The sequence below is a fragment of the Spirosoma litoris genome (assembly GCF_054776755.1).
In genome coordinates, this window is record NZ_BAAHBI010000061.1 from 1 (window position 1) to 14,088 (window position 14,088).

Here is a 14,088-nt window from a genome sequence, read left to right on the forward strand (position 1 = left end):
TGGCATTTGCTAAGTTGCACTTTTTTTAGCTAACTTGCTTGCAAACAAAGATATGGTCGACAGGAGGAATCTTAAAGTCGCCTATAAGTCAAGCTTAAGATTCTCCTGACACAGTTCATGACAAAAAAAGAGATTACAACAAAACCTTCGCTACCTCCTGCCAGGATTTCACGCGCCGGAACTGGTTGTCTTCCCGATTGTGTAGCGCATCGAACAATAAGCCTTCGCCCTGAAACGTGCGTAGATTGCGGGGCATATCATCAATCAGATAAGCGGTGTTCAGGACGCTCTTATCACCCATGAAAATATAGTTGTGCCACGAGATAGCTGGAAAATGCTCCTGGAGCCAGTCCCATTTTTCGCGTAGTGAGTTTGGGAATTCCTGCGCTGCCGATGCGATGAAAATGTCGTATTTCTTCATCAGATCGGCAATCACATCCTGAGCCCCTTCCATCACCGGAATATCCCGAAAGAATCCAGGTTCGTAGACCCGCTTCGAAATGGCGTCGTATTCGTTCTCGTCGAATAATTCGTGAAAGGATTTTTCTTTTAGCTCCTCGAGTGTGTAGCGAGGCATTTCGCCCTCCAGATAAAGCCGGATGAATTTGGCGTGCGTGTCGGCCATGACATCGTCCATGTCAATAGCAATGCGTTGTTTCATAAGGGTTGTCTGAACCGGGATTTTTATGGTTTTGCTGACCGACTTTGATTCTAATTCATTGAGTTTGCTTTCAAAGAAAGCTGGATATGAAAATCAAAGTCGGTCGGTCAGTCAAATCACACAAATCCTGGTTCAGATTTTTAAGGTTGTATCAAATTTTTCTAAATAATCGGCTACGCGCCGTACGAACTGGCCACCTAACGACCCATCGACGACGCGGTGGTCATAGGAATGCGAAAGGAACATTAATTGTCGGATGCCAATAAAATCGCCCTGTGGCGTTTCGATGACGGCTGGTTTTTTTACAATCGCTCCGAAGGCCATAATGGCTACCTGAGGTTGCACAATAATGGGCGTACCCATCAGATTACCAAACATCCCGATATTCGAGAACGTGTAGGTTCCGCCCGCCAAGTCATCGGCAGTAAGCTTATTCTCCCGAGCCCGTTTGGTAAGGTCATTCACCTTTTTCGCCAACCCAATCAGGTTATATTGGTCAGCATTGTGAATGACGGGTACAATCAGATTGCCACTTGGCAAGGCCACTGCCATGCCAATGTTAATGGCTTTTTTTACTAAGATCTGGTCACCCTCCACCGAAATGTTAATCATCGGAAAGTCTTTGATCGCTTTCACAATGGCTTCGAGCAGAATAGGTGTGTAGGTTAGATTTTCACCCGTCTGTTGCTTAAATCGGTCTTTGATCTTCGTACGCCATTCAACAACGGGTGTCAGATCGGCTTCGACAAACGAGCTGACGTGTGGGGAAATCTGCTTCGACTCTACCATACGCTGTGCAATCATTTTCCGCATACGATCCATCTGAATAATATCCGTCTGGCCGTTGAGGGAGCGTGGGGCAGGGGGCTCGGGGCTCGGTGATGGGTGATGGGGGGACGTAGGCTGGAAGCGGGTATTCCCTGCTCCCTGCTCCACGCTCCCTGCGCCTGGCAGTCTACCCTCTGCCCGATCAATGACGTAGGCAAGGATGTCTTTTTTGGTAACTCGATTTTCAGCGCCCGAACCCGGAATTCGGTCAAGTTCATCGCGGGAAATACGTTCCTCTTTGGCGATGTTCAACACTAAAGGAGAGTAAAAGCGATCTGGGAAAGCCGTTGAATTGGATACCGCTGTAGCGGGTCGGCTGCTCATGGCCAAAATACTGGCTTCCAGTTCGCGAGCCGATTCGGTTACATCAATGCTTTCGGTTTCGGCAGGAACGTTAGCAATATCTCCAATTCCTTTGGGTGTCTGATCTGCATCATCCGGGGGTGTTTCACTGGGCTGCGACGCAACAGGTTCTGATTCGGTTGTTGCAGATATCTCCGCTTCGATCCGGGCAATGGGAGCGCCAACGGCAACAACATCACCGTCTTTAACTAGTAATTCTTTCAGAATTCCATTGCAGGGAGCGGGGACTTCCGTGTCCACTTTATCGGTCGCTACTTCCAGTACCGATTCGTCCGTTTCAATGCGGTCACCAGGCTTTTTCAGCCAGGTGATAACCGTACATTCCATTATACTTTCGCCCATTTTGGGCATGACCATATCGATGAGAGCCATTTTTGATGTATGAAGTATAATGTAGGATGTAGGATGTATTATATATGATATAGTGTAGTTCTTTTGCACACATCATATATAATACATCTTACATCCTACATCATATATTTAAAAGTTCTTCCCGCAGCATATTCAGTAAATACGTGCTGGTGAGTTGAATATTCTGGTCGCGGTATTGCCCAAGTTTCAGGAGCCGGGTAACGGTGCGCTGATCGGTGGAGCAGGCAATCCAGATGGTACCAACGGGTTTATCGGGTGTACCACCGTCGGGGCCAGCAATGCCGCTTGTGGCAATGCCAACGTTTGTGCCCAATGCCCTTCGGACTCCTTCGGCCATTTGACGAATCGTTTCTTCACTGACAGCCCCGTATTGATCCAGCGTTTCGGGTTGAACCCCTAAGGCGCTTACTTTTACGGCATTGCTATAACTGACAATGCTTCCCCAAAAATAGGCTGATGCGCCCGGAACTTTGGTGATTTGGGAGGAAACATAGCCACCTGTGCAGCTTTCGGCTATACCTAGTGAAAGGTTTTTGTCTTTCAAAAGTTTACCAACAACATCTTCCAATTCGTCGTTATCGAAGCCAAATACACTTTTTTCGATCAACGGCATAACTTTTTGTACCTGCTCGTTTAACTCCTGATCAAGCACCGCATTGTCGTCGCCAGTGGCGGTTAAACGCAGTTTTACACCGCCAAAGCTAGGAAGATAAGCGAGTTTGATATGATCGGGTAGGGCGTCTTCCCAGGCTTCAATACGTTCGGCCAGAAACGACTCGCCAATTCCGACTGTTCGAATCATCTTATGCTTGATGATTGGGGTCTGGAAATGCTCGGTCAATTTGGGTAAAAACCGATTGGTCATGAGGTGTTTCATCTCAAACGGTACACCCGGTAATGAGATGTAGACACGCCCCTGATGCTCGAACCACATGCCGGGAGCCGTGCCCCAATCGTTTTGAATGTAAACGGCGTTGGCTGGTAGATCGGCCTGGGCACGATTGAGATCGGTCATGGCGCGGCCCCGCTTCTCAAAAAAACTCGTTACAAAGGCCAAAGCCGTTTCGTTGCGAACCATTCCGACACCAAAATAGGTGCAAAGCGTTTTCTTGGTAATATCATCTTTGGTAGGGCCAAGGCCACCAGTAATGATGATCACGTCGGCACGCTGATGGGCTTCGTTCAGAATTTGTAAAATGGCGTCAGCCTGATCACCCACAGATGACTTGCGAACAGGACGTATGCCAATATTGGTGAGTTCGGTACCAATCCACTGGGTATTCGTGTCGGTAATTTGTCCGAAAAGAATTTCGTCGCCGATCGTAATGATTTCGGCACGGATCATGTTGGTCATTCGCGTTACATGGATCGTATGATCCAGTCTTAAGTAGCTAGAACGAGTAACGAGTTCTGTTAAACCTTCGTTTCGGCTAGTGGTCAAAAGTACGAAAAAACGATTTAGCGCCATTGATCGTTATAAAATGGCAACCTGATTACTTCCAATTATGAAAAAAACTGTTCTTGCAGCCGCATTACTGGCCCTGACCTTCAATCAAACTAGTTTAGCTCAGGACTCGACCCGTCAGAAGTCAACGGCTGGGGGGATTTTTGGCAAAATTATTAATGCCGTTAGTCAACCTTCGGGCGCAACGGGTAGTCTGACAAATAGTGATATTGCGTCTGGTTTGAAAGAAGCACTGCGTGTTGGCGTAACCAATGGATCGGCTAAAGCGTCGGCGCTGGATGGTTATTTTAAAAATCCACTACTCAAGATTGCCTTTCCGCCCGAAGCACAGAATGTAGCGAGCAAACTGCGGCAAATAGGATTCAGTAAACAGGTAGATCAGTTTGAGCTATCGCTCAACCGGGCGGCCGAAGATGCTGCCAAAAAAGCCGCTCCTGTGTTTGTAAAGGCGATTATGTCGATGAGTATTCAGGATGCTGTTGGTATTCTACAGGGACAAAAGGATGCCGCAACACAGTACCTCCGCCGGACATCGGGCCAGCAATTGGTGACAGAGTTTACGCCCATCATTGATAGTACGCTCAAGAAAAACAACGCCACCAAGTACTACAGCGACCTGGTAAACACCTACAACAAAATCCCGTTTGTTCAGAAAGCTAACCCCGACCTGACGGCCTATGCAACAGGTAAAGCTGTTGATGGATTGTTTATTCTAGTGGCACAAGAAGAAGAAAAAATTCGGGAGAACCCAGCCGCCCGGGTTACGGATTTATTAAAGAAAGTATTTAGCAAGCAGTAGTGAGTAGCGCGGACATCCTGTCCGCATAGCCAGAAGCTAACATTAACCTTCGGCTATGCGGACAGGATGTCCGCGCTACTGCATATACGAGTCGTTGTTGATATACTCTAGTTTGTTATTCCATACTAGCGCAATCTGAGTAGCACGCTGCCGTACCTGTTCAGCCGTTTCTCCAGTGAAATTTTCGGTAATTGTTTGCGAAAATAGCTGTAACCAGCGCTCAAAATGATCGATGGTGAGTGTATGCTTCTGGTTAACGATCAAGTGCGGACGGAAGGGGTGCCCATCGTAGGCGTTATTGCCGAGGATGATCGACTCCCAGAAGGCATACATTTTGGGCAAGTGTTTTGACCAGTCTACCTGTGCCACATCGGTAAAAACGGGAGCAAGTAGTGCGTCTAGTTGTACTTTTTCGTAAAACGAATCCACCAGCAATTTAACGGCTTCCGGCGAATCCAATAATCTTCTGGACATGATAGTATAGGTTCATTCTTTTGACAGGATTTACAGGACTTATATAGGGATCAATCAATCCTGATAATCTTGTCAATCCTGTCAAAAGAACCCCAAGTCAACCCCGAAATGTTTCACTGTAGGCGTCGGCTTTAAAGCCTAACGCTACAATCTTCCCATTTTCTTCAATTAATGGCCGACGAATTACGGATGGTTTTTCAATCATCAGGGCAATGGCTGCTTCGGTGTTAGTTGGCTTTTTTTCATCGGGCAATTGTTTCCAAGTCATACCAGATCGGTTTACCAACTCTTCCCAGGGTTTTTGCGAAAGCCAGTGTTCAATCGTTTTTTTGTCAATTCCCTGTTTTTTGTAATCGTGAAATTGGTACTCAACGCCATGTTCAGCAAGCCAGACGCGGGCTTTTTTTACAGTATCGCAGTTGGGAATAGCGTATAAGGTGTACATGTCAGTAGATTTCTTGGATGGACAAATTTAGTAGCGAGCTGGGAAACCCACACCGTATTAATGTTTGTTGCCAATCAAATCGCGGGTTTCCAACCGCACTATGTATTTTTGCCTCATGAAAAAATCAGACATTCACTTCGCAGTTGAACTGGATAACCAGAATATCCCCGAAAAAATATACTGGGAAGCCACCGACAATCCGAACGAAGGACTTAGCGATACCCGTGCCATTGCCATTGCCCTCTGGGACAATTACCATAATAGTACGCTAAAAATTGACCTCTGGACAAAAGAAATGGAAGTGGTCGATATGAAGCGCTTCCTGATTGAAATAATGAGTGGTATTGCCGATACAGCCATCAATGCAACGGGTGATAAACGTATGGCCAACGATATCGAAAATACCTGTCGAGTGCTCAGTAAGCGGCTCGAAGAAGAAATTAAAGAGCAGCAAAAACAGCAATAGTCAACACGAAGCCAGCACATTGGCCGTTAATTTGCTAGTGCCTGTTTACCAATGATTTTACGATTCATGAAAAAAATTCTGCTGCTGCTCTTTGTGGCAACGAGCGCCCTTGCCCAAAAGGGAATTCAGTTTAAACCCGTACCGGTTGAGAAAGTATTTCAGGAGGCAAGACGAGCGGGGAAACCCGTGTTTATCGAGATTTTTTCGCCTACCTGTCATGTTTGCGAAAGCTTCAAACCGACGCTGGCCGATGCGCGAGTAGGGAAGTTCTACAACGACAAGTTCCTGAATACGCAGTTAGACATCAATCAGCCATCGACACGGGCGTTTTTAGATAGCCGTCGGTTGTTTGTGCCATCGCTACCGTTGTTTCTGTATTTCGATCCGCAGCAGAATTTGATTCACTTTGCCATGAGTAATAACTCAACAGATGAAGTGATTCGGCATGGGAACAACGCCCTTGATCCAAAGACGCGAAGCCAAACCATGAAATCGCGTTATCAACAGGGCGAACGATCGGCTAATTTCCTGATCGACTATGCTATGTACAGCCGTGTGACGAAGGATACGGTCGCGAATATGGCTGCCATGAACGACTATGCCAAGCAGCAATCAGCCGCAACGTTTGCCAATCAGACAAACTGGCTGGCGCTGCAAAAGCTTGTTCTTGATTCCGAAAATCCCATTTTTCAGTATATGCTGAGCCATATGGATACTTATCGAAAGGCGTATGGGGTTCAGGAAACACAACAGGTTGCCGAAAATATATTGATGTCGTCGTTGTTCAGTGGTCGGGGAGCCCAGTTTCCTATTTCGCGTATTCTCGATATTCGGCAGGATCTGGTTAAAATTGGAATTGATCCTAAGATTGCGGCTAACCGGACGTTGTTGCCCGAAGTGAATGCTTATTTTCGGGCTCGTCAGACGGGCAAAGCGGTAGAACGAATGGATAACCAGGTCAACTCTAATCAGTTGACGGTTTTGGAATACCAGTATATTTCACATCTTTTTAACCGGAGTAGCCCCGATGCCAGTGATGTACCAACGGTGGTAAAGTGGATTAACAAAGGCCTTGCCCTAAAGCCTGGTCCGAAAGAACAGGGTGATTTATATTACGAATTGGCTGAAGCTTATCGGCGTGCTGGTAAAATTGCCGATGCGCAGAAGGCCGCTCAAAAATCAATGGAACTAGCCCAGGCGAGCCATAACGATACGCGTAAGAACGTTGAACAGCTGGGGAAATTGAAGTAGATTTACACAGAAGAGTCAACAAAAAGGCGCTTCCATTACAATGGAAGCGCCTTTTTGTTGACTCTTCTGTATTGAGGTGAAAGTATTGTTGAACTATGGTATGTGTACCTAAGTCGCCGGGTTGCCAAGATTGCCGGTTATGAATTACGAAGTTATCAGGTGCTCATCACCACGTTACAACTATCGCTGATAAACTGGTCTTGTAAAAGGTGGCTGAAGGAGAATATGAAACGAATTTTCATCGCCGAGCGCAACGGCCCGACGAAGATCGTTTTCGGCCTGCGGTAGTTGTCGGAGTTGAATCCGGGCTAAAGCACGCCAACGGTAGGCATCGGGTTGTTCATCCCGGAAATGCCAGACGGCCTTGTCAAACTCCCGAAATGCCTGTTGAAACTCGTTGGTATAATAGAGCGCAACACCACGGTCTAAATAGCAATCTGCCAAGGTGTTATCTCGGCTAATGGCTTCAGTCAGGTCGTAAATCGCGGAATAGTAGTTCTCCTGAATAAGCTGGCATTTCCCTCGATAGGCATAAGCAACAGCCGATTTTGGGTGCTGCTGAACGGCCTCATTGAAGTAAGGATAGGCTTCGGTGGCATTGCGTTTTTGGACTAACTCGATACCTTTTCGGAATCGTTTCCGGTCTTTATCGGCAATAGTATCGTGATCGACCATGAAATATCGGATGGTCAGATAAAGCCCAAAAAGCAGACCTAACAATACAACTTCCATATCCCCCTCTGGTTTATTCTACCCTTTGCGAATTTAGTTGTTCAGGGCTGATTCGACAAGCAAATAACTCAGTTTAATGTAGCCTGAATAGCTTTGGGTAAACTTTTTCGAACGAGTTCATACGAATGATCAATCCACTCCTGAAGTTCTGATGTACGAATGCTGCCATTAACCGTAACCGTGTTCCAGTGTGTTTTATTCATGTGGTAACCGGGCGTTACAGCCGCATATTCTTCCCGAAGTTGTACCGCCCGTTCGGGGTCACACTTTAGGTTAATTGTCGTCGGTCGACTTTCGGTAGACAGCAGAGCAAACATCTTTCCGCCGACTTTAAAAACCAGCGCATCGCCACCAAAGGGAAACGACTCCGTAACGCCTGGTTTGGAAATGCAATAGTCACGTATTGTTTCGGTATTCATCGGGTGCAATGACGAACGCTATAGACAATAATGGCAATCAAAAACATGACAATCGAAACCCGGTTGATGCCGTGCATCATGCGCAGGTTTACGCTAGTCGGCTGGTTTGGATCAGGCTTGCGAAATACGCGGATGAAATAGGCGAAAACAGGCCCAATTTTGAGGTAATCGATGAATCTGTTCACGAATGATTTGTTTAAAATTTCATGTTCAAGGTTCCATGTTTACGATTTCATGCTCTGTTTGTTGAACATGGAGCCTTGAACATGAAACTTTAAACACTATTCTGTTACTAAACTTGGTTCAATCCAACGGTCGTCTTCCCGAATGAGTTCGATCAACTCATCAACGGCTCGGTCAGCGGGAACCGATTTCTTGATAACCTGCTGACCCCGGTACAAGGCAATTTTGTCACGTCCAATACCTACATAGCCGTAGTCGGCATCGGCCATTTCGCCGGGACCGTTCACGATACAGCCCATAATCCCGATTTTTACTCCTTTCAGGTGATCGGTTCGTTGACGAATGTGTGCCGTCGTTTCCTGTAAATCGAACAGGGTTCGTCCGCAGGATGGACACGATATATATTCGGTTTTTGTAATGCGTGTTCGGGTCGCTTGTAGAATACCGAACGACAGGCTGTTGAATGCCTTTAGGGTGATGCTTTCTGTCTGTGGTGTCGGGTTCTCAAACCCGACACTATTGCTGACGCGAGTTTGTCGGGTTTGAGAAACCGACACCACAGCAGGTGCACTTGACAACATAATCCCATCACCCAAACCATCAATCAGCAAACCGCCCACATCAGTTGCAGCATAAAGTGGAACATCTTCGGCTAGTATATGTCCATAGCTGCGCTGCACCACAACGGGTGTAGTTATGCCTTGGTTGATAAGCTCAACAAACAGTCTCCGCAATTCGGGCATGGCGTGCGCATTATCCGTTTTAATCAGGAACACAACCGTTTTATCGGAGCGGAGTTGTTCGAGTAGTTCGGCAGAAAGTTCAGGTAGCGTTAACTGAACAAAATTCAGTCGTTCTTGTCGTAACCCTTTTTCGGCATGCGTTTGCAGATACGCATCGGCAGTCAGGAGCGGAAACGTGTTGATCTTGTCTGAAACAGTTTGCCAGACGGCATGATCCAGAATCTGTTTCAGTCCATTGGGCAACATGAACTCCGCTGGATGCGAGCCGGTGTAAATGTAGTCGGCACCCAGATCATTCATCCGCCACTTGTCGGGTTCGGGTAAATAAAAATGCCCGATAGGTTTTAAATCATCGTGTTCCCGAACGGGCGTCTGACTGAAATCGGCAATAACACGCGGTACATTCTGACCACCGAAATTGGCCACCTCATGGGTAGTCCGACGCGTGTATTGAAATGGATTGATCGGATATGAGTTTACCGCTGGAATAGGCTGACTTTCTGCTGCCCGGTTGGTGTAACGGTCAATGAGAGCCTGCGCAACGGGGGCTTCACGTTCGGGTTCTTCGGTTAATGAGACACGAACCGTATCGCCAATGCCATCTTCGAGTAGTGTTCCAATGCCCAGCGCCGATTTGATACGACCGTCTTCGGCTTCACCCGCTTCGGTTACGCCGAGATGTAACGGATAGGGTTTTAGACCTTCTTCGTCCAGTCGTTGCACCAGCAATCGATAAGCCTGTACCATTACCTGCGGGTTGCTCGACTTCATCGAGAGGGTAATGTTATAGTAATTTTCGTCTTCGCAAATCCGCAGAAACTCCAGGGCCGATTCTACCATACCAGCAGGCGTATCGCCATAACGACTCAGGATACGGTCAGAAAGAGAACCGTGGTTGGTGCCAATTCGCATGGCTGTACCATATTCTTTGCAGATACGAATCAGTGGTAAAAATTTAGCCCGAACCCTCTCTAATTCAGAGGCATAGGCTTCGTCGGTATAATCAATAAATTCAAAGCGCTTGCGGTCGGCGTAATTGCCGGGATTGATGCGGACTTTCTCTACAATCCGAGCTGCTAATTCAGCAGCATTAGGGGTGAAGTGGATATCGGCTACCAGTGGCGTAGTATATCCCCGTGCCCGAAGTTCTTTGCGAATATTCTCCAGATTCTGCGCTTCTTTCACGCTCGGTGCTGTGATCCGTATGTACTCACAACCAGCCTCAATCATCCGGATACTTTGCTCCACCGAACCAAGCGTATCCATCGTATCGACGGTTGTCATGGATTGAACCCGAATTGGATAGTCTGATCCCAACGGTACATCGCCAATATTGACCGTGATGGTTTTCCGGCGGATATACTCTGTTAGCGAAGGCGTATAAAGAACAGGCGAATCTGGCAATGTTGCCAATGAAGAAGGAGTAAGCAGCGAATCGAGCATACAGGTAGCGGCAGAGCCGTTTGACAGAACAAAGGTACGGAAAAAGCGGCTTTCCGGTTTTATCTCTATTCAATTGGCAAACGTAAGGTTGACGCTAAATGTTCGCTAAAATGGCTCATTTATAAAGCCCAAATAAGCTTGACAGTGAGACAGTTAAAATATTTTTAATAAACAATAATCTGTGCATCCTGTTAAAGATACCAGCAAGATGCTCAAACTTTCAATTAGTTTGGGTGATCACTGAAAACGAACAATACATTTTAGTTGACAACTCAAAAACGTTATGAAAACCAAATTATTAAGTGCGTTTGCACTTGCCTTTTTGCTTAGTGTCGGTGCTTACGCACAGGACTCTACAGCCACAATGAGTAAGAAAGAAATGCGAAAGCAGGAGAAGGCTGAGCGGAAAGCACGTCTGAAAGACGATCTTAAAAATACAGGCCGAGCTGCTGGTGAAACGACAAGGGAAGTAGGCCAGGGTATTAAAAGTAAAGCAAAAGTAGCCGGTGAGGCAATTGATACAACCGCCCAACGAACGGGCAGAGCAGTCAATAGAGGCTTAGACAATGCTTCGGATGCAATTTCTACAGAAGCTCGTAAGCTGAAAGACAAACGAGATTCAACAAGAGCTGAGAAAGCTCGTCGGGATTCGTTGTAATTAATTTGTTTCAGGTTCCAAGTTAACTCATACACAAGATGGTACGCATTAATTTGGAACCTGAAACAGTAAACCTGAAACAGTTTTTACTCAAGTTTTGCACATACTTTCGCATACTTCCCGCGCCAGTGTTTCCAACGCTTATGCGACCAGAGCCAGTCGGAGGGGTGTTTGCAAATACTCGCCTGAAGCTTATCTCGGTAGTTTTCCAGAATAGCTCCCTGGGGTAAGTTTGTATAAGGAGGCTCTGCAATGAGCTTGAACGTTCCTTCGTAGTAGCCCCGACGAATACGAATCAATTCCAGAAAAAATACCGGTAAGTTCCGACTCCGGGCCAGTCGTTCGGTGCCAGGATAGAAAGGCGTGTCGCGGTGCAGAAAGTTCATCCAATACCCTTGTTCCGGTACATCAGGCACCTGATCGGCGACAAGCGCGATAACACGCGGAATATCTTTCCGCACGACCATCTGACGAGGTAGCAAGTTCATTGGCGTAGGCACTGCCCCATGAGTTGCTCGCACTTCCTGCATGAGCTTCTCCATGCCCGGACTCGTTAGCGGCTTATAAACGCTATCGACCGGAATATCAATAACAACTGCTGCCGACGGCACCCATTCCCAATTACACTGGTGCGAGCCTGTACAGATAACCGTCTGACCTGTAGTCAGAAAATCTTTTACTAGTTCTGGGTTGGTGTACTTAAACCGTTTTTTTAATTCGCAGGAAGAAATTGATGACATTTTGATGGTTTCAACCAAAATGTCAGTCAGGTTACGATAAAAATCGTTTGCAATCAGACGAATCTCTGCTGGTGACTTTTCTGGAAAGGATAGCTGTAAGTTTTCCAGAACAACCTGCTGTCGGTAACGAACTACATAAACAATGACAAAATATAAGACATCCGAAATGCAATAAAGAACACTGAAAGGCAAACGGGATAACAGTCGAAAAAAGATCATTTAGGCGTACAGTACGGAAAAGGTAAAAATACTTACCGACCTAAATATAAAAAATACTAAATTAGTTGGCAAAAATTATATTGCTATTCTGGAGAATGACGTACTTTCTAGTCGAAAAAACACATTAAAATAGCATTAATTTAGTCGAGTTACTCCAGCTTGGCGCCTACTTTCACATATTTTTCCCGCCAGTGTTTCCACCGTCGATGCGACCAGAGCCAGTCTGAAGGGTAGTTGCGAATAGTGGTTTCGAGTAAGTCTCTGTAACGTTCCAACAGAGCGCCTGAGGGTAAATCGGTATAAGGTGGTACCCCAACTGGAAAAAAGGTAGCTTCGTAATAGCCCCGGCGTACGCGCACCAACTCCACATAAAAAACGGGCAAATTACGACTACGCGCCAGGCGTTCGGTGCCTGGATAAAACGGCGTATCGTGGTGTAGAAAATCGGTCCAGTAGGCTTGTTCAGGCACGTTTGGGACTTGGTCAGCAACGAGTGCAATGATGCGAGGTGCATTTTTCTGCGACGCCATTCGACGGGGCAGGTTGTTCATTGGGACAGGCACGGCACCAAAGCTTGACCGAATGGCCTGCATCATTTTTTCCGAAAAGCCACTGGTTAGTGGTTTATAAATACTGTCGGCTGGCATTCCATTTAATACGGAAGCTGATGGGAGCCATTCCCAGTTGCTTTGGTGTGAAGCCATGCCAATAACTGGCTGACCAGCTTGTAAGTAGTCTTTTACAATAGCTGCGTTAGTGAAGCGAACGCGTTGCTTTAGTTCCTCGGGTGATAGACTCGGTAACTTTATTGTCTCAACCAGTAAGTCAGCTAAATTCCGGTAAAACCCTTTGGCAATCAGGTTAATTTCGGTTGCTGATTTGTCAGGAAATGATTGAGTTAAGTTTTCCAAAATCACCTGCCGACGGTAGCGGATAACGTAGTTGAGTAAAAAGGCTAATACATCAGAAATGCCATAAAGTACCTTTAACGGTAAACGGGATAATAATCGAAAAAAGATCATTTAAGTAACGTAGAGCCTACAAAATTCGAAACTCCTGCTTTATCGAAAATTAAAAAAATACTAAAACTAGTTGGCGGTATTGAAATTTTGCTTTATTTGTGAACGGATACTTTAAGTAGTCATTGGAACAGCATTCGTTAGGGTCTCATCCGACCAGTTTATTAATTGAATTACATTATTTGCCCTGCCTGGATTATATGTCGGGGCTGATGCGGTTTGGAGGAGTACAGATTGAAGCATATGAGCATTACCAGAAACAAAGTTTTCGAAATCGGTGCTACGTGCTTACATCTAACAAAGTTGATGCCCTAACAGTGCCCGTACAGCAGGGAACCCATCATCAGCCCATTCGTGAACTTCGGGTTGCGAATGATCAAAACTGGCAGATACATCATTGGCGATGTCTGAAAGCGGCTTACGGTAAGGCTCCTTTTTTCGAATATTACGCGCCCTATTTGGAGCCGGTCTATCAAAAAAAATGGACGTTTTTATTCGATTTAAATGTTGAACTGCTGACAATTTGTCTGAAATTGCTACAGTGGAGGATACCATTGAACCTGACAGAATGGTACGAAAAAACAGGACCGATCGGCCTATTTGACGCTCGATCGAAGCTAAATCCGGGAAATAGTCCTGAAACGTATGTATTCCATCAGCCAGTGGTGTATCCACAAAATTTTGGCGTTGATTTTGTACCAAATCTTAGTATTGTAGACCTGTTGTTCTGCCAGGGACCGTCCTCATCAGACGTGTTGAAGGCTGGCCTTCGGGAGTGAACAAATCCTTAAAACTCTTCGTTAGGCCA

General features: G+C 46.2%; 16 protein-coding genes. 5 read left to right on the forward strand and 11 right to left on the reverse strand.

Translation table 11 applies throughout. From position 1 onward, the window contains the following. Window positions 1–133: 133 nt before the first annotated feature. The 3 genes from ACYVGR_RS30795 to ACYVGR_RS30805 all read right to left on the reverse strand — a co-directional run bounded on the left by ACYVGR_RS30795 (window position 134) and on the right by ACYVGR_RS30805 (window position 3,578). Window positions 134–661 carry a 5' nucleotidase, NT5C type gene (locus ACYVGR_RS30795; RefSeq protein ID WP_460963809.1) on the reverse strand — a complete coding sequence of 176 codons (528 nt, stop codon included), beginning with the start codon at window positions 659–661 and terminating at the stop codon, window positions 134–136. A gap of 132 nt (window positions 662–793) precedes the next feature. Next, complete coding sequence (locus ACYVGR_RS30800; protein WP_460963810.1) at window positions 794–2,224, reverse strand: dihydrolipoamide acetyltransferase family protein; 1,431 nt, start codon at window positions 2,222–2,224, stop codon at window positions 794–796. Between the two features lie 100 nt (window positions 2,225–2,324). Beyond that, on the reverse strand, window positions 2,325–3,578 hold the full coding sequence (locus ACYVGR_RS30805) for a competence/damage-inducible protein A (protein WP_460963811.1): 1,254 nt from the start codon (window positions 3,576–3,578) through the stop codon (window positions 2,325–2,327). Window positions 3,579–3,726: 148 nt separating this feature from the next. Between ACYVGR_RS30805 and ACYVGR_RS30810 the strand changes: the two genes are divergently transcribed. Next, a complete protein-coding gene (locus ACYVGR_RS30810; RefSeq protein ID WP_460963932.1) occupies window positions 3,727–4,488 on the forward strand; it encodes a DUF4197 domain-containing protein in 762 nt (253 codons plus the stop codon). Between the two features lie 75 nt (window positions 4,489–4,563). On the opposite strand, the gene ACYVGR_RS30815 is transcribed toward ACYVGR_RS30810, so the two are convergent. Both ACYVGR_RS30815 and ACYVGR_RS30820 read right to left on the reverse strand, forming a co-directional pair. Further along, the gene (locus ACYVGR_RS30815) at window positions 4,564–4,962 is read right to left on the reverse strand and encodes a group III truncated hemoglobin (protein WP_460963812.1); all 399 of its coding nucleotides are present in this window, start codon (window positions 4,960–4,962) and stop codon (window positions 4,564–4,566) included. Between the two features lie 97 nt (window positions 4,963–5,059). Further along, window positions 5,060–5,407 (reverse strand): ArsC family reductase, encoded by a 348-nt coding sequence (locus ACYVGR_RS30820; RefSeq protein WP_460963813.1) that lies wholly within the window; start codon window positions 5,405–5,407, stop codon window positions 5,060–5,062. Between the two features lie 115 nt (window positions 5,408–5,522). Here ACYVGR_RS30820 and gldC point away from each other — a divergent pair, with 115 nt between their 5' ends. Together gldC and ACYVGR_RS30830 are read left to right on the forward strand one after the other, a co-directional pair. Further along, a complete protein-coding gene (gldC, locus tag ACYVGR_RS30825) occupies window positions 5,523–5,873 on the forward strand; it encodes a gliding motility protein GldC (RefSeq protein WP_460963814.1) in 351 nt (116 codons plus the stop codon). A 66-nt stretch (window positions 5,874–5,939) separates the two neighbouring features. Beyond that, window positions 5,940–7,124, forward strand: a complete 1,185-nt coding sequence (locus ACYVGR_RS30830) for a thioredoxin family protein (RefSeq protein ID WP_460963815.1) — start codon at window positions 5,940–5,942, stop codon at window positions 7,122–7,124. 180 nt (window positions 7,125–7,304) lie between these two features. On the opposite strand, the gene ACYVGR_RS30835 is transcribed toward ACYVGR_RS30830, so the two are convergent. The 4 genes from ACYVGR_RS30835 to ispG all read right to left on the reverse strand — a co-directional run bounded on the left by ACYVGR_RS30835 (window position 7,305) and on the right by ispG (window position 10,644). Then, a complete protein-coding gene (locus tag ACYVGR_RS30835; RefSeq protein ID WP_460963816.1) occupies window positions 7,305–7,856 on the reverse strand; it encodes a tetratricopeptide repeat protein in 552 nt (183 codons plus the stop codon). Between the two features lie 68 nt (window positions 7,857–7,924). Continuing rightward, entirely contained in the window at window positions 7,925–8,275 is a 351-nt protein-coding gene (locus ACYVGR_RS30840) for an MmcQ/YjbR family DNA-binding protein (protein ID WP_460963817.1), read from the reverse strand. Further along, window positions 8,272–8,460, reverse strand: coding sequence for a DUF6728 family protein (locus ACYVGR_RS30845; protein WP_182463878.1), 189 nt, complete (start codon window positions 8,458–8,460; stop codon window positions 8,272–8,274). Before ACYVGR_RS30845 ends, ACYVGR_RS30840 begins: the two co-directional genes overlap by 4 nt. Before the next feature lie 96 nt (window positions 8,461–8,556). Next, a complete protein-coding gene (gene ispG / locus ACYVGR_RS30850; protein WP_460963818.1) occupies window positions 8,557–10,644 on the reverse strand; it encodes a (E)-4-hydroxy-3-methylbut-2-enyl-diphosphate synthase in 2,088 nt (695 codons plus the stop codon). A 283-nt stretch (window positions 10,645–10,927) separates the two neighbouring features. Between ispG and ACYVGR_RS30855 the strand changes: the two genes are divergently transcribed. Next, window positions 10,928–11,302, forward strand: a complete 375-nt coding sequence (locus ACYVGR_RS30855; protein WP_460963819.1) for a hypothetical protein — start codon at window positions 10,928–10,930, stop codon at window positions 11,300–11,302. 86 nt (window positions 11,303–11,388) lie between these two features. Here the strand turns inward: ACYVGR_RS30855 and ACYVGR_RS30860 are convergent, their stop codons facing one another. Next, the gene (locus ACYVGR_RS30860) at window positions 11,389–12,261 is read right to left on the reverse strand and encodes a lysophospholipid acyltransferase family protein (RefSeq protein WP_460963820.1); all 873 of its coding nucleotides are present in this window, start codon (window positions 12,259–12,261) and stop codon (window positions 11,389–11,391) included. A gap of 149 nt (window positions 12,262–12,410) precedes the next feature. Then, the gene (locus ACYVGR_RS30865; RefSeq protein WP_460963821.1) at window positions 12,411–13,283 is read right to left on the reverse strand and encodes a lysophospholipid acyltransferase family protein; all 873 of its coding nucleotides are present in this window, start codon (window positions 13,281–13,283) and stop codon (window positions 12,411–12,413) included. Window positions 13,284–13,405: 122 nt separating this feature from the next. Here ACYVGR_RS30865 and ACYVGR_RS30870 point away from each other — a divergent pair, with 122 nt between their 5' ends. Next, entirely contained in the window at window positions 13,406–14,059 is a 654-nt protein-coding gene (locus ACYVGR_RS30870; protein WP_460963822.1) for a WbqC family protein, read from the forward strand. Window positions 14,060–14,088: the final 29 nt, after the last annotated feature.